This window comes from Paenibacillus sp. Y5S-9, assembly GCF_036894235.1.
In the GTDB taxonomy this organism is placed as follows: domain Bacteria; phylum Bacillota; class Bacilli; order Paenibacillales; family Paenibacillaceae; genus Paenibacillus.
Genome location: NZ_CP145887.1, coordinates 538,325 through 554,326, shown reverse-complemented (window position 1 = coordinate 554,326; position 16,002 = coordinate 538,325). Strand labels below are relative to the sequence as shown.

At 48.6% G+C, this 16,002-nt stretch carries 15 protein-coding genes; 5 read left to right on the top strand and 10 right to left on the bottom strand.

Going from position 1 to position 16,002, the window contains the following annotated elements:
• Positions 1-461 precede the first annotated feature (461 nt).
• Together V6669_RS02615 and V6669_RS02610 are read right to left on the bottom strand one after the other, a co-directional pair.
• On the bottom strand, positions 462-2,207 hold the full coding sequence (locus V6669_RS02615) for a rhamnogalacturonan lyase (RefSeq protein WP_338594820.1): 1,746 nt from the start codon (positions 2,205-2,207) through the stop codon (positions 462-464).
• 500 nt (positions 2,208-2,707) lie between these two features.
• Positions 2,708-3,763, bottom strand: a complete 1,056-nt coding sequence (locus tag V6669_RS02610; RefSeq protein WP_338590449.1) for a lactonase family protein — start codon at positions 3,761-3,763, stop codon at positions 2,708-2,710.
• 235 nt (positions 3,764-3,998) lie between these two features.
• Between V6669_RS02610 and V6669_RS02605 the strand changes: the two genes are divergently transcribed.
• Both V6669_RS02605 and V6669_RS02600 read left to right on the top strand, forming a co-directional pair.
• Positions 3,999-4,859: an AraC family transcriptional regulator gene (locus tag V6669_RS02605; RefSeq protein ID WP_338590447.1), complete on the top strand. Its 861-nt coding sequence runs from the start codon at positions 3,999-4,001 to the stop codon at positions 4,857-4,859.
• 146 nt (positions 4,860-5,005) lie between these two features.
• Positions 5,006-5,689, top strand: coding sequence for an S-layer homology domain-containing protein (locus V6669_RS02600; RefSeq protein WP_282319572.1), 684 nt, complete (start codon positions 5,006-5,008; stop codon positions 5,687-5,689).
• 194 nt (positions 5,690-5,883) lie between these two features.
• Here V6669_RS02600 and V6669_RS02595 read toward each other — a convergent pair whose 3' ends face one another.
• From V6669_RS02595 to V6669_RS02585, 3 genes are all read right to left on the bottom strand, one after another.
• Positions 5,884-6,510 (bottom strand): nitroreductase family protein, encoded by a 627-nt coding sequence (locus tag V6669_RS02595; protein WP_076215923.1) that lies wholly within the window; start codon positions 6,508-6,510, stop codon positions 5,884-5,886.
• A 65-nt stretch (positions 6,511-6,575) separates the two neighbouring features.
• The gene (locus V6669_RS02590; protein ID WP_268745231.1) at positions 6,576-6,707 is read right to left on the bottom strand and encodes a hypothetical protein; all 132 of its coding nucleotides are present in this window, start codon (positions 6,705-6,707) and stop codon (positions 6,576-6,578) included.
• Between the two features lie 65 nt (positions 6,708-6,772).
• Positions 6,773-7,237 carry an Rrf2 family transcriptional regulator gene (locus V6669_RS02585; RefSeq protein ID WP_338590436.1) on the bottom strand — a complete coding sequence of 155 codons (465 nt, stop codon included), beginning with the start codon at positions 7,235-7,237 and terminating at the stop codon, positions 6,773-6,775.
• A gap of 431 nt (positions 7,238-7,668) precedes the next feature.
• Here V6669_RS02585 and V6669_RS02580 point away from each other — a divergent pair, with 431 nt between their 5' ends.
• Both V6669_RS02580 and V6669_RS02575 read left to right on the top strand, forming a co-directional pair.
• Positions 7,669-8,400, top strand: a complete 732-nt coding sequence (locus tag V6669_RS02580; protein ID WP_338590434.1) for an MBL fold metallo-hydrolase — start codon at positions 7,669-7,671, stop codon at positions 8,398-8,400.
• Positions 8,397-8,969, top strand: a complete 573-nt coding sequence (locus tag V6669_RS02575) for a TetR-like C-terminal domain-containing protein (RefSeq protein ID WP_338590432.1) — start codon at positions 8,397-8,399, stop codon at positions 8,967-8,969. The genes V6669_RS02580 and V6669_RS02575 overlap by 4 nt, the downstream gene beginning before the upstream one ends.
• A gap of 492 nt (positions 8,970-9,461) precedes the next feature.
• On the opposite strand, the gene V6669_RS02570 is transcribed toward V6669_RS02575, so the two are convergent.
• Genes V6669_RS02570 through V6669_RS02560 form a run of 3 tightly spaced genes read right to left on the bottom strand, consistent with a single transcriptional unit; the run spans position 9,462 to position 13,224 of the window.
• A complete protein-coding gene (locus tag V6669_RS02570) occupies positions 9,462-10,592 on the bottom strand; it encodes a hypothetical protein (RefSeq protein ID WP_338590430.1) in 1,131 nt (376 codons plus the stop codon).
• Positions 10,593-10,646: 54 nt separating this feature from the next.
• Positions 10,647-12,089 carry a glycosyltransferase family 2 protein gene (locus tag V6669_RS02565; protein WP_338590428.1) on the bottom strand — a complete coding sequence of 481 codons (1,443 nt, stop codon included), beginning with the start codon at positions 12,087-12,089 and terminating at the stop codon, positions 10,647-10,649.
• On the bottom strand, positions 12,070-13,224 hold the full coding sequence (locus V6669_RS02560; protein ID WP_338590426.1) for a HEAT repeat domain-containing protein: 1,155 nt from the start codon (positions 13,222-13,224) through the stop codon (positions 12,070-12,072). The genes V6669_RS02565 and V6669_RS02560 overlap by 20 nt, the downstream gene beginning before the upstream one ends.
• A 217-nt stretch (positions 13,225-13,441) precedes the next feature.
• Between V6669_RS02560 and V6669_RS02555 the strand changes: the two genes are divergently transcribed.
• Positions 13,442-13,927, top strand: a complete 486-nt coding sequence (locus V6669_RS02555) for a cytochrome c biogenesis protein CcdC (protein ID WP_338590424.1) — start codon at positions 13,442-13,444, stop codon at positions 13,925-13,927.
• A gap of 119 nt (positions 13,928-14,046) precedes the next feature.
• On the opposite strand, the gene V6669_RS02550 is transcribed toward V6669_RS02555, so the two are convergent.
• Both V6669_RS02550 and map read right to left on the bottom strand, forming a co-directional pair.
• Complete coding sequence (locus tag V6669_RS02550; protein ID WP_036607487.1) at positions 14,047-15,060, bottom strand: NADP-dependent oxidoreductase; 1,014 nt, start codon at positions 15,058-15,060, stop codon at positions 14,047-14,049.
• A gap of 174 nt (positions 15,061-15,234) precedes the next feature.
• Complete coding sequence (gene map, locus V6669_RS02545; protein ID WP_211084250.1) at positions 15,235-15,981, bottom strand: type I methionyl aminopeptidase; 747 nt, start codon at positions 15,979-15,981, stop codon at positions 15,235-15,237.
• Positions 15,982-16,002: the final 21 nt, after the last annotated feature.

The window sequence follows — 16,002 nt, the reverse complement described above, 5'->3', positions numbered from 1 at the left end:
GATCTGCATGACTACCTCAGGCCGGCTGAACAGGATCGAACGCCCCGTAAAAAAACAAGAAGACGGAGGAACCCCCGCGCACTTCTCCCCATAAAGTCATGCCGGCTTAAGGCCGTGCATGCTTCATCCGGAAAGGATGCGCTGCGGTGTTCCTCCGTCTATACGGTGAGAACGTTATTCTGTTCAGGTTGCATGGTTGCATCTGTCTGTAAAATGACCGTTCTCAAAATGAAAACAGACCCATTTTTATTATTCCTACCTGTTTAGTAAGTTATATACGTATAATAAAGGCAGTCTATATACCTGTCAAACGTTTTTTCCGATTTTTACCGTATTTCTGCACCATTGGCAAAAAAAAGAGGAACAACGAACCATCGTCCGTTGTTCCCTTCAGCGAATCCCATGCTTCGCTGGCTATTGTAAACATGAACGGAATTGGACGGCCACACCTTGTCCATTCCTCATCTGCCCGCATACCGGATATTGGGCACCGGTGGTGTGCTCATGCCTTCTCCCAGATAAAAACCGGTGTGCGGCGGTTGATTGTAGGCTACATTTTGCCAAGCGATGCCAAGACGGTACACTGGATCTTGCATCAGCGTGTAGATGCGTTTGTCCGTAATTGCTGTTGTGGTATAGATCCGCAGTGCAGAACTGTCATTCGTCCGCCATACCACTTCTTCTCTCCAGTCCCCGAACAGATCGGCCTGCAGATTCGGCGTAGACTTGGTTCCATTGTTCGAAGATACGCCGGAAGCGGTGAGCAGATTCACCGTTGTGTTATTGGCATAGTTCCACTTATCGATTCGGTTGCTGTCCAGCAGTTCACGGAGCAGATCCCCATCCCACCAGATGCCAAAATTCGTGGAGGACGGCAGGGTTGTCCCGAGTTTCTGCCCTTTGGCTGTATACAGACTGCCGTCTGCCCATACTTCAGCGCCTTTATATCTTGGATCGATATCTGCCGCCATGCCGCGTCCAATATCCTTTGTTGTTTTGACTCCCCAGATTAATTGGCCTGTACCTGCATCACGGAATTCTACTCCGGCATTGGACGGTGTCTCATGAACCTGAAATACCTCAAGTCCAGGGCGGTCCGGGTCGAGGTCACTCAGATGCATGGCATCGCCATGATGAAGTCCTGTTGTGTACAATCCTTTGCCGTTGTCATCCACCGCCATGGCACCATAAACGATCTCGTCTTTCCCATCTCCGTCTACGTCCGCCACACTCAGATTATGATTACCCTGCCCGGCATAACCTGAGTTACCGGACGTATTGGAATCAAATGTCCATTGTTTGGTCAGCTGTCCATTCCGCCAGTTATAAGCTACCAGTACGGTACGGGTGTAGTATCCACGCGCCATGACCAGGCTTGGGCGCTCTCCATCCAGATACGCAATGGCGGCAAGGAATCGGTCCACTCTATTGCCGTAGTTATCTCCCCAGTCGGACACATTGCCACGCGCCGGTTCGTAGTTCACCGTGGATAAAGCTTTGCCAGTCTGCCCATTGAAAACCGTCAGGAATTCGGGACCAGACAACACATAACCGCTGGAATTGCGGTAATCCTTGCTTGCATCCCCGATGACCACGCCGGTGCCATCCTTGGTGCCATCTGCCGTTTTCATCGCAACTTCGGCTTTGCCATCACCGTCGAGATCATACACCATGAATTGGGTGTAGTGAGCGCCAGCACGGATATTTTTGCCCAAACTAATTCGCCAGAGGCGTGTTCCGTTTAATTTGTAGGCATCGATAAACACTTCCCCGGTATAACCGCTCTGGGAGTTATCCTTGGAGTTGGAAGGGTCCCACTTCACAATCAATTCATACTCACCATCACCATCCAGGTCACCTGCACTGGCATCGTTGGCACTGTAGGTGTAGGCTACTCCATCAGGCGTTGTCCCACCAGCGGGTACACTAAGAGGAACAGACAAATAGTTGTTGCCCCACACGCTCGCTGCCGCTGAAGCAGCCTGCTCCGCTCCACTCACTACAGCGCGAACCGTGTATTTGGAACTGCTTGTCCCGCTTGCATCCTGAAGGTTGGTGCTGTTTGTTATAGGCGTAGCGTTCACCTTGGTTCCATCCCGATAGACATTAAACGATACATTCGATCCTTCCGTTCCCAGAAGCCGCCAGCTGACAAACACACCTGTCCCGGTCTTCACAGCCACCACACCACGATCCAGATATTCCATCTGTCTTGCACCTGCTGCATGTGTTACCGACGTGTTGCCAAGACCAAACGAAGTAACCAGTAGCGCGGAACTCAGCAGGGATACTCCCGCTGTACGTAATGTGCGCTTCCACAATGATGATCGATTCCCCATAAACAATTGCCTCCCCAATTGGTTTGGTAAGCCCGATGCCCTTGTAGCGCCATCTTTTTATGTAAGCGCTTTAATATACTCATTTTAAATTAAACATATAATTCCATCTATAGGTCTAATTTAGTAAATGAATGGTTGGTACATAAAAAAGCCGAAGGATTTCTCCTTCGGTTAGCCGTTGTCCATTCTTCGAATTGCTTCAGTCAACTGGAATCGCAATCAACTGACTCACGGATATGGGACGATTCCCATGTTCGCATAAAAAGCCTAAAAAAGCTGTAAAACCATGTGTTTCTCCATGATTTCACAGCTTATTAGACCACTTTTTAGATGTAGTATTTCACGTTCTCTTCACGGTATTACAACTTTTATACCACAGGCGCAATACATACCGGACGAGGCAGTTCCAGCTTGAACCCGTTATGCGTCAGGCGTCCGTCTTCTTCACTGATCTGGAAACCTACGAGGTTATTACTGTCCTGATTTGCCACGACCAGAATCCCACCTGGCAAAATATTAAAGTTACGCGGTGTCTGCCCAATCGTAGACGTCCACTCTACAGCTTCCAACTCGCCGCTCTCCTGGTCAATATGATAAAGGACGATGCTGTCATCTCCCCGATTGGATGCATACAGGAAACGTCCACATGGAGATATACGGATGTCTGCAGCCGTCCCCTCTCCTTTGTGCCCTTCTGGAAGTGTGGAGATGTGCTGCACCGTAGTGAACTCTCCTCTGCGCTCATCATATAGGAATGCCGTAACGGTGTTGTTCAACTCGTTGATTACATATGCCCACTTCGAGTTGGGATGGAACACCAGATGCCTTGGCCCTGCGCCTGGTGGCTGATCCATCTCACGATGGGTTACCAGACGTCCCTCTTCCAACCGATACACAATGATCTGATCCAGACCGAGGTCACATACGACAGCATACTGCCCGGACGGATCTGGCTGAATGGAGTGTGCATGCGGCCCTTCCTGCCGTTCTTCGTTGATTCCACTTCCCGTGTGCTCCACCCATGCACTCATCTCACCAAGCGTCCCCTGATCGCCAACCGGGAATACATTGACACTGCCGCTGCTATAGTTGGATGAGAACACCCACTGACCATCCGTGGAGACAGACACATAACATGGAGAAGCCCCTCTGGTCTGTTTTCGATCCATCAGGTGCAGCTCACTCGTTGCTGCATCTCTACGATAGACCAACACCTCTCCCTCGTCCGTCTCACTCGCCACATACAGACAGTTTCCATCCGGGCATAGCGCCAGATAAGACGGATTATCCACGCCATCCATGTGATTGACGATCCGCATCTCTCCTGAATCCGCATTCAACGCACATAGGAATATTCCTGGTTCATCCGCTGACGCATACGTACCTGTATAGAAAAGTGTTTCCTGAGTTGTGACTGGTTCCATATCTAATCTCTCCCTTATCCTATATATTCATTGGTCTGATTCTTTCCACTGGTATGTACTTACCCAATTCACGGGCAACTGCTTCACTTCCTGTAACGTGGCTTTCTATATTGAGAACACCCCCCGGTGAGCGCTCTCATATCTGGCATTGACTCCCTTATCCCCTCTCACCATAATACAAAGTATGAGACCTAACAACAGACCACCCCTACAGCGTAAATCTGACGGATTTCGTATGCAAAAACTCATTGTGCTTCCAGACTCACTGCTGCAAGAAACCGCAGCTTATCCGGTCACGTCTGGACTCTACGTTACCGATATCGGTTACTTTCACGAAGCGGAGCATCATTACCGTGACCGTCCCGATGGTTGTGAGTCACACATTCTGATGTACTGTGCCCAAGGCACAGGCTGGTATACGATGGATGGTAGCAAGACATATGATGTCCGACCGGGAAACCTCGTCATATTGCCTGCACACGTTCCTCATGTGTACGGAGCCAACACAGCTGAACCATGGAGCATCTTCTGGATACATCTGCGCGGGGAACACGCTTTAACCTACATAGAACCATTGTTAACCCATCATATCACTACCATGCCACCGGCCAAGGCTCAAAAATGGCTTGAGCTGTTCCATGAATGTTACGGCGCGTTAGAGACAGGTTACTCCATGCAGACGATGACGTATGCCTCCCAGATTATTGGCTATATGCTTGGCATGCTCGCTTATGGACCGGAGACAACCGGAACGGATGGCGGGATCGTGAGCAGCAAACGTGCGGCTGAACAATCCGTTCAATATATGCTGGAGCACCTGGAGAATGGAATCACCCTCAAGGAACTGGCGGCTCATGCGCGGCTGTCTGTCCCTCATTACTCTCAGTTATTCAAGCAAGCTACTGGGCATTCGCCCATCGATTATTTTCTGCGGCTGAAGATTCAGCATTCCTGCCGCTATCTGGATTTTACCGATTGGACCGTGAAGCAGATCAGCTCCGAGCTTGGATTCAAAGACCCGTACTACTTCTCCCGTCTGTTCAGCAAAATGATGGGACGTTCACCCACGGATTATCGAAATAAATCCAAAGGATAGATGCAGTGCCTTCACTTAGCCCTTTCTAAATGATTATGAATTTCAGTTGGAAAATTGCAGCAACCTTTTGAACAGAAGGGTCGTCTATAGGGGCAAATAACTTTTATATAAAGGGATCATCCCTGGAAAAGTGAGGCGAACCTATCATGAAAAAAAATATACTTGCTACATTAACTGCGGGAGCTCTGCTCACGCTGTCTCTAAGTGCAGGACCGATCAACGCGGCGCAGGCCCAATTCACGGATATTCAAGGTATCGCAGGAGCTGACAAAATCGAATCTCTCCATAAAGATGGATTCATCAAAGGCGTGAGTGACAGCTTGTTCAAACCTGAACTGGAGTTAAATACCGCTCAGGGCATTCAACTGATTGCGGACGGCCTGAATCTGAATCTGGACACGATTCGTTTTATCAAAATGCCGGTACCAAGTGACTACTTCTCTGCTGTAAAAGATGGCGTATGGTACAGTGATGCATTTATCCGCGCGCAATATAATGGCATTCAGATGTCACAGGGTATCGATCCGTCCAAACCGCTTACTCGTGAACAATTCACACTGTTCCTGATGCAAGGCATCGAGGCCAAAGGCGGTCTGCCAATGATTAATATCAAACCTGTGGACATTACCGACGAACAGGAACTTACGCCAGAGTATCAAGGTGCCATTCAGCGTTCACTTGTTCTCAAAATCAATGAACTGGATGCCGACGGAAACTTCAATCCCAAACAAACGATTACCCGTGCCGAAGCAGCAGTGATGATGTATAACGCAATCGAGTACATGGAATCGTTCCATGCACCACAAATCCCGGAAACACCTGAGAAGTAATCATTTCATGTTGGAAGCTACGAACTCACTTTAGTGTGGAATCTGATCTATTGGAGTCACCACTAAAGTGAGTTTGGACTTTTCCATACAACCCCAATATGCCAAACAGCCGCACTTTCCCTCAACAGGAAAGTACGGCTGTTTGTATTATACTTATATCACTGATGCAAAATCATCAGATTTAACTTTCTAACTTAGAAAGAACCTTTAACAACAACCTCAGACAACGGCAAACGTCCTGACGGGCGAGCTGGCTGTGCCGCTTTACCTACAGTGATCAACAACGTTGGCACAAATCGTGCAGGAATGTTGAATGTTTCGATCAGTTTTTGTGGATTATATCCACCGATTGGACATGTATCGTAACCCAGGGAGCGTGCAGCAAGCATAATATTTTGGGAAGCAAAGGATGCATTGCGGATCGCTTCATCACGAGCGATTTGCGGGCTTTGGTAAGCACCGTTGATCTGTCCAACCAATGCGTCACGAACCTCAGCAGTCAGTGCGCCTGCTTCAACAGCTTGATCGTAGATTACCGTGTTACGGTTTGCTTCCAAATCTCCGAGAACAGCAATCGTAACCGAACTTTCCACGATCTGACTTTGACCGTAAGCAACTGGCAGCAATTTCGCTTTGTCTGCTTCGGATTCAATCACGAGGAATCTCCAGTGTTGCAGGTTCCATGAAGATGGTGCTTCCGCAGCTGCTGTCAGAATCGCATTGAGATCAGCTTCAGGCAATTCAAACCCTTTTTCGTACTTTTTGACAGCATGGCGTTCGCTAATGACGCGAAGTGTTTCATTTTTTTCAATGCCTGACATGTGTTCCACTCCCCAGAATCTAATTTGTTTATTCTACTTTTACTTCCGCAAGGTGATCTCGAAGTTTACTCTACCAAGGATTTGCCTTCCGAAAATAACATCAGCGCAGACGATCTCTCCCCATCTGTGTTCACGTTATGCCCGGAATCGCCTGAGAACATCAATGGATCTTTCACCGGAGCACACGCCAATGCCATAACTTGTCCACCATGCCTGACTAAACCAAGGCCATGTCATGAAGGACCATTCGTTGTGGACTCCGTCAGGACTTCTCCTTTGCAGGCAATCCATTCAGCGACAAGTTTATCGCTTCCCCATGACCTATACGCTCTTTCACATCCTGAATCGATATACGGTCAAAATAAGCGCTGAGCGCCTCTTCGCCTCCGTTATATATGTTCCCCATCACATCCTGCATATTGGAAGATACCACGCACGATGAACCGGACTCCCCTGAGCACCAATTGGGACCGAGTGAGCCACCAGCTACCAGTCTGTACAATTCTCCAAGCTTGATCTCTTCACTTGGACGGCTAAGCAAGTACCCACCATGAGCACCTTCCTTGGTCGTCAGGTAACCATGCTTGCGCAGAACACTAAGTACCTTACGGACTCTGGCCGGGTGTGTACCCACACTCTGGGACAAATCTTCACTATTGGCCATACACTCATCTCTCATCGACAGAAAAACAAGACAATGCACCGCTATGGTAAATTCGCTGTTCATAACTTACTCCTTCCCGGCTTACAACACCGATGAACTCCAACCCAAGGTAAGTATAACTGTCATTATATGAATAACAGTTATGTTTGTCAACTTTCAACCAGGATGGAGATCAAACGTGATTTTTCCTGTTATACCAATACTTACAGCTCATCAACACAATTAAGCTGGGATTAACATCCCGTCTTCATTCTAATCTAAAAAAGACAAAAAAAGTGAGCCTTCCGCTACGCGAAGGGCTCCAATAAGATAGACATATGAAAGGGCTTACGTGATTATTATAATCGGTAATCTCCAATTTGAAAACGCTTTTTTTGTAAAGTGAATCATTATTTCAATTTTTTTTTATTTGAATAAAATGAACAACAAGTATTGCTAAAACTAATGCCATTAGTTATTATACTAATATCATTAGTTTTAAGGAGGGTTTATCGATGCGCATTACCCGAGAGTTTGATGTCGTTCAAGTTACGTTTTTTCCAAGACTCTTCCCTGTGAACGTATATCTGGTTGAAGAGGAAGATGGATTAACCCTGATTGATGCCGGAATACCATTCAGTTTTAAGGGGATTTTGGCAACTGCCCAGTCCCTTGGAAAACCCATTACCAAGATCATTCTGACTCACGCTCATAGCGACCATATTGGTGCATTGGATCGTCTCAAAGAGGCACTACCCCAAGCTGAGGTCTTCATCTCCAGACGGGATGCACGGCTATTGGCGGGTGATACTTCCCTTCTTCCCGGTGAGCCTCAAACCCCGGTACGCGGCGGCGTGCCCAAGCCCAAAGCGGTGCGCACCCAGCCAAACCACTTGCTGGATGACGGTGACCAGATTGGTTCACTGGTCGCCATTGCCTCACCAGGACATACGCCGGGACATATGTCCTTCATGGATACGCGCAACCGCGTGCTCATCGCTGGCGACGCGTACCAGCTGCACGGCGGCCTTGCCGTATCCGGCCGCGTGCGCCCGCTCTTCCCGTTCCCCGCGCTGGCAACGTGGAACCGCGAAGCGGCTCTGGCCAGCGCGAAGCGCCTGGCGGAGCTGGAACCGTCCGTGCTGGCTGTAGGCCACGGACGGATGCAACGCCAGCCCGCGGGCGCCATGCGCGCGGCAACCGCTGATGCACAGCAGCGGTTCGATCTTGCCGGGGGGCAACGATGAGCCCCCGGCAAGGGCTGGATCGCGGCGCTCTGCTCAGCGCTGCAGCCCAGCTTGCTGACAGCGACGGCTTTCAGGCGCTGACACTGGCCGCACTCGCCCAGCGGCTGGATGTGCGCTCGCCGTCGCTCTACAACCACATCAGCGGACTTCCCGGGCTTCGCCAGGAAATGGCGCTGATGTCCGTACAACAGCTCAGCCGCGCATTAACCGCGGCTACTGCTGACCGCACTGGCGATGATGCCATCCAGGCCATCGCTGCGGCATACATTGGCTTCGTCCGCGAGCACCCCGGGCTGTACGAAGCCTCATTCCATGCCCCGGACCGCGAGGAGCCACAGCTTGCCGCGGCCAGCACAGCCACGCTGGAGTTGCTGCTGCGCAGCTTGCAGCCCTACCCGCTAACCGAAGCGGAAGCATTACACGCCGTTCGTGGTTTGCGAAGCCTCTGCCATGGATTTGCCTCCATTGAGGCACAAGGCGGCTTCGGCATGGACTTTGATCCGGACGAAAGTCTGCGTCTGACCGTATCCGCATTTCTGCACGGACTCCGGCATCTTCACGAAAACTAGTACGCACGGGTTGTATCATAAAAAAGGACTGCAGATTCGCTGCAGTCCTTTTTACGTTGCTGTTCCACCTTCTTGCCAAAATCTAACGAACCCAGGACACGCTATAACGCCAATTAGAGCGGATAGAAAAATCTAACGAACCCCACACACCCTATTTCGCAGAAAACTGGCAGTGGGACAGGCAAAATGAGCATATTCCATCATTTAACGTGTCTGTGATTCGTTAGATCTACCAACGTAGCAAATCAGGCCGAATAAGACGTGCTAAGTTCGTTAGAGTCTGCTACATATGTTACTTCAGTTCATGATGCCATAGCGGCATCGCATTACACATTGCAATTTAATTTCCGCCTGATACATATCGTGCTCCGCTCAAAACTTCTGCCCCTCACATCTACGCGCTTCTCTAATATGTACATCCCCGGTCCTCACTCCAGAACAACGGCCTTTCACTACCTGCTCTCCATCCGAACGTTTTTCTTTACACTCACCCTATGGCCATTGTTGCCGTCCATCCTGCACTTCATTCAAAATATGCTTCATCACGGGCACATACACCTTCCAGTAGAACATGTCCGGAACATCTTTCTGATCTGGCGTAAGCTTGGACCTGACGACCTCCCAACCCCGGATTCGGCGCCAGAAGGAATAATGCTTCATCTCTCCGAATGACCCTGCCATGTAATACGACCGATTATAGTCGTCATATCGGACAAGTGCAGCAAATTCCGCGGGAATTCCTGCATCCACCAGCTTCTGCTCGCCTGTCCCCGTCAGATCCGTCTTATACCAGGCCAGTATGGAATTCTGCTGTTGCGGGACAATGATATCGAACCAGCCATTGTAATGTATATCCTGGGTTATACCGCTCCAATCGCTGCCTGCCGGTGTAAATGCAATCTGTATATTGCCTGTCTTCACATCCGGACCTTTCTCCAGTACCATGACCTGTCCATCCATATGGATCAGCAGCATACCCGCTCCGTGATAAGACCATTTCTTCTTCTCCCGCTGCTCATAATTCGCCCGAACCCACCGGGGGACTTCTTCCATACTTTGCAGATTAGATACCGATTTCCCCTGCCATCCACTGCTGTTCACTCCCAAAATGGGATACAGCTGCTCTCTGGTCATTTTCGAAGCCGTATTTGCCAATGCACTATATTCGGCGACAACCGTTACCCCTTTATAAGCAGCCTCACGGATCTTCTGCACATCATATATCGTTAATCCTTCATAAATTTCGTCTTGCTTCCGTTCATTCTTGTGTGCAGACAGACTACTCCGATTCGCCGTCAGATAGATCAGATCCGTATCCGTCACCTCATCAGGCAGCAGTTGTTTCATCCGTGGAAGCCCGTCCTGAAGATCATAGCCGTAATAATCCTCTTCATACGAGTAGTATTCCCCTGTGTGCTGTACAATCTTCTGTTGATTCAGAAGCCAAACCAACCCCTTGTGCCCCTGATAGGATAAGTCTGGTCTGCTCTTGTCAATAATCATGATGTTCAGTGGAACCGGGGCCTGGGATTGCCACATAATCCAGGGGACAACCAGCACCACTGATACCACTGTAAAACAAGCCAGCGTCCACATCGTGGCTGGCCTGTAACTTTTTTTCATGAAGCGTATTCCTCCTTGCTCTGTTCCAAGGTATTGTCAGGATCGGTCGTTAGATTACCCTAATCCATGTCTGCTGTCCTTTTCCTCTGCCTTCCGCAATCCCATAGCCTGAAACATGCCATATATACGGGATATGTTATTCAGTGGTCTGAACCAGAACGTCTCCGAACAAGCATACAATAACAGACGCGTCACCTCTCTGGACGTGTACGCTTTGCGTGAACACCATACCTCGAACATTAACATACCTGCGGACAACAGTGAACCATAGAGCGTCAGCAGTAGAGCGAGAATGATGCATAGGTTGATATCCACCAATTGTAGCCCTATGCCTGAGATGAACAGCAAAATCGCTCCCAGTTCCATCACAGGTCCCAGCAATTCGATCAAAATAAAATACGGGATGGATACCATCCCCATCCAGCCATAGGCCGGATTGAAGATCATGCTCCGCTGAGTCCATAGACTGCTTGCAAGCTGCATGTGCCAACCGATACGCTGTCTGCACAGCTTACGCCATGTACCAGGTACTTCTACCCTGCAGATCGGATCGGGAATATATATAATACGGCCAGGTTCCCGGATCTGCTTCATATGTTTCTGTAACCGCATTACCAGTTCCATGTGAGCAACCTGGTCATCGCTCTTGTAACCCCCAACTTCCATCACCCGGTTCTTTTTGAATACACCGAATACTTCTGCTGTAAATAAAAGCACATTAATATTATAACGAACGAGTCCCACGCCGCTAATCAGAAAAGCACGCAAGTATTCAATGGTCTGCATAACATACAACGTACTGCCCGTAAGTTTTGTGCTGTTGTCGGCTGAATCCGTTTGATCCGTATTTCTGGGGGCCATGAGATCTACTCGTCCACTACAAGCAACGACCTCTTCTCCTGGGAGAGCATCCATAACGGGTTTCATAATCTTCACCAATGCATCCCGTTCCAGAAATGTCCGGGGTCCAACTGAGGCGATATAAGGATATTGCGAGATATTCAGACCTGCATTCAAGGAGTCCATTCGTCCTCCATACGCCTTGTCGATCACAATCAGACGATGATGCAGCCTGGATTGGTAGACACATTTAATCTGAGCCGTCTCCTGACCGAGTCCCGAGTAATGAACTTTACTCCGAATCGGCATCAGATCATAGGTTTCTATTAACTGTGGCATTGTTCCATCCTCTGATCCATCATTAATGATAATCACTTCATAGCGTGAATACTGAATATCCAGCAGACAATTAATTCGCTGTACGATCGTATTCTCGCTATTACGCATGGGGACAAGCAGGGATACCGCCGGAGCCAATTCTTCATCCAACATCTCGTGATATTGCAGCGGGTCCAGATCCCTTCTCGGGATCAATGTGCGAGCGGCAGCAACTACCAGAACACTGCACGTCAAAATCGCAAGCACCAGATAGATAAATATACCCTCGTAACATGCCAAAACAAAACTCCGCAGCATCTCAATCCATCTTTCGTCCATACTGCATCCTTTCCAGCGTTTCTTCCGCTATCTGCCTTGCATATCTATCCGGATGGTTTACAGCCGTATCCCGGAGTTCTTCAAGTCCCTGCTCGTACCGGGCAAGGGAGTTCGCCGCTTCCTGTCTGATCTGAAAAGAAGGATCACCCATCATTACCTTCAGTCTAGGAATAAAAGCATCCGCATGAACAGTGCCCATAAGCTGGGTCACTGTTAGTCTTTCAGAGCGTTGCCTTTCCTCGCCAGATTCGTTCCATACCAGCAATAGCCCCTTCAGCAACTCTTCGCGACCTCTGCCCACTTGAGCCAATGCCTGATAAGCGTAGGTACGCAGCAATGCATCCTCTCCAAGAATAAGCTTCTCCAGTAGAACAACAGCACCCTCCGTCTGGTCATCCCGAATACGAATGGCATGTACGATATTAGACTGGACCTGATAAGGTACCTCCTTGAAATGATCCTTAAGACGAGTCCAGGATGAATCGGTAAGCAACAGCAGAATCTGCAGATACTGCGAATCGGACCATACATATTGCTCACGCAACAATTCCTTCACGATTCTGAAATAACCGGTTCTGGCATATATGCGCAAAATGATGAAGCGTTCAAGCGGCGTACAGGAGGTAACCCTTAGCATATCCTCTAACCTGGGCAGGAGCTCCACCATATGAAACTGTTCAATATATAACAACGTGTTGACCCGTTCACTCCACTTTCCCGTCTTCAAAACCGACCGGTATGAACTTCCAAAGACTTGCCAGGATAACAGACGAATTCGCAGAGTCTCGTGCTCTACCGGACCTTGAGTGAGCCGTTGCAATAACAGCTGCTGCAAAACACTCTGTTGATCTCCACTCATATTCAATAAGTCTACTTTTACTTCTCCTTGGCCCAGATACCGCTGTAGCACCGAATCTTCAGAAATTAATTCCTGCATCAGTACCGTCTTAACCTTTTCCCTGCGCCTACTGCTATATTTCATCCATAAGATGTAACCGTAGATAATCAGCAAAAAAGCCAGTACACTTGCACATACAAGGCTGACCACATGTACTAACCAATCTGTATTACCCACAAGCCACCCTCTATGATGTGAGCCTATAAGCTTGAAATACATCCATTGTTGTCCAATCATTGCATGATTTCCCCTTAATCGAATAAACGGCCTTACAACGGGCACAATAATACAAAATTTTCAAATACACCCTGTGAATACATATCGGGTATATGATACACTAAGCTTTCTATCGGCTTTCTACGTTTGTGATATAATAGGAACTGAAAATTCCGGCAATTCGTACTGAGTTCCGGATCTCCGGATAACATATTATTCCAGAAAGAGGGAGTTCTACGTGGCTCAAATCAGTCCGTACTACCTGCAAATCGGAGCAACCGTGGGCATGCTCGTCATGGCACTGCTTGCCATCTTCATCCGCATGAAAGCCAGTCACAGACCGGTGACCATTCGCAAAATCCTTATTCCTCCGCTCGGCATGAGCACAGGATTTCTTATGTTTGTTGTACCGGAAACTCATATTCCTCTACTCTGGGCATTCATTGCGTTTCTGGTGGGCTGGTTCCTCTTCTCCTATCCCCTCATTCGCAGTACACGGTTTGAACGAGTAGGCGAAGAAATTTTTGCCACACGTTCTCGTAGCTTTGCTTTTATCTTGCTTGGATTGCTGGCCGTACGTCTGATCCTGCATGAAGTCATTCAGCGATATGTAAGCATCCCGCAAACGGGCGGATTGTTCTTCCTGCTGGCTTTTGGCATGATTGTACGCTGGCGTGTATATATGTACAAACACTACAAAGAAGTGCTGGTCGCCGAACACTAGTCACCCTACATAGACCACGCACAGATTTACAGATAAAAAGACACGTTCTGCAGCACCCTCGGTGTGCAGAACGTGTCTTTTCGTTTTCAAACTAATAGTACATGTAAACCATTCAATATCTATTCAGGATCTGCAACCTTAACCAGCTGCTTGCCCAGATTATCTCCCGAGAAGAGGCCCATGAATGCTTCCGGCGTCTGTTCGAACCCATCCACAATGTTTTCTTCATACTGGATATGACCTTCCTTGATCCATTTCGCCAACTTGGCGCGGCCTTCTTTGAAGGATTTCGTATAGTCACCCAGCAGGAAACCTTTCATTAATGCTGTATTTGTTAACAGCAACGTCTGTGGGCGCATCCCGATATCCGGTTTCTCCAGATTATAGGATGAGATCTGACCGCATAACGGAATACGTGCATTCCGATTGATGTGGCGCAAGACTGCATCCGAGATGTCACCGCCCACATTGTCAAAGTAGACATCTACACCATCCGGGCAAGCCCGTTCAATGGCCGCTGACATATCCTGCTCCTTCTTGTAGTTCAACACCACGTCGAAGCCCAGCTTCTCTTTCAAATAAGCGCATTTCTCATCAGAGCCTGCAATACCAACCACACGTGCTCCCACAATTTTACCAATCTGACCAGCAATCATGCCTACCGCTCCGGCTGCTCCCGATACAACAACCGTTTCGCCGTCCTTCGGTTTGCCGATATCCTCCATACCAAAATAAGCCGTCAGACCCGTCAGGCCCAGCGCACCCAGATAAGCCGTGATTGGTGCTTCTTCGGTATCAATTAGCGAAAGATCAGCCGTATTCACTGCGGCATATTGCTGCCAGCCCCACATACCGGATACGAGGTCACCTTTGCGCAGATTCGGTTCCGAAGATTCCACAACCTGTCCAATGGCTCCACCCTTAATCACTTCATTTAACGCGTACGGTGCAGCATAGGATTTTGTATCTTTCATGCGGCCCCGCATGTATGGATCAACCGACAAATATAATGTACGTACCAGGACTTGCCCAGCTTCCGGTTCAGGAAGAGGTGCATCAATGAATTTGAAATTCTCTCTGGATGGGGCACCTTCGGGACGAGAAGCAAGTACGATCTGTTTATTTAAAGACACCAAAATTACCTCCTTGTTGCCAAGTGGACGCAAGGTTAACCCTTGTCAGCTGAGATCACTTACCACTGGCTCTGTGTTATCACTTCTTAATAGTTTAAACCGAAACAGGCGGTTCACAAACGTGGGCCGCCTTGAAATATGCAAATATCGTCACATTGTAGCTGCTTTTGGCTATTATTGTGCTGTCAAAATCACTGGACCATCCGCCGTAATCGCAATCGTATGTTCATACTGGGCAGACAGACTTCCATCCAAAGTACGAGCAGTCCATCCATCTGAATCCAGCTTACTTCGGAACGTACCAATATTCAGCATCGGTTCGATCGTAATAACCATGCCTTCCTTGAGACGCGGACCCCGATGAGGCGGACCGTAGTGAGGGACTTGTGGTTCCTCATGCATCTTCTCACCAATGCCGTGTCCGATAAACTCACGCACAACCGATAGGCCTTCACCTTCTGCATACACTTGAATCGCATTGGAGATATCCCCGATCCGGTTGCCCACCACGGCAAGTTCAATGCCTTTGTAGAGAGAGTTTTTGGTTACATCCAGCAGATGTTGTGCTTCCGGAGTCACTTCACCTACAGCATAAGACCAGGCCGAATCGGCCAACCAGCCATTCAGATTAACCACCATGTCGATTGTAACGATATCGCCGTCTTTCAGTGCATATTTTCCCGGAAACCCGTGACAGATCACATCATTAACCGACGCACATGTCGCATATTGGTATCCGTTATATCCCTTTTGTTCCGGCGTAGCGCCATTTTTCTTCATAAAAGCTTCTGCAAACTGGTCGATCTCCTGTGTCGTAATGCCTGGACGAATCATCTTTGCAATTTCTCTATGGCATGCGGCGAGAATTTCTCCGGCTTTTTTCATATATTCAATCTGTTCTTTGGTCTTCAATGTAATCATAATAACTACTCCTGTCCGTTA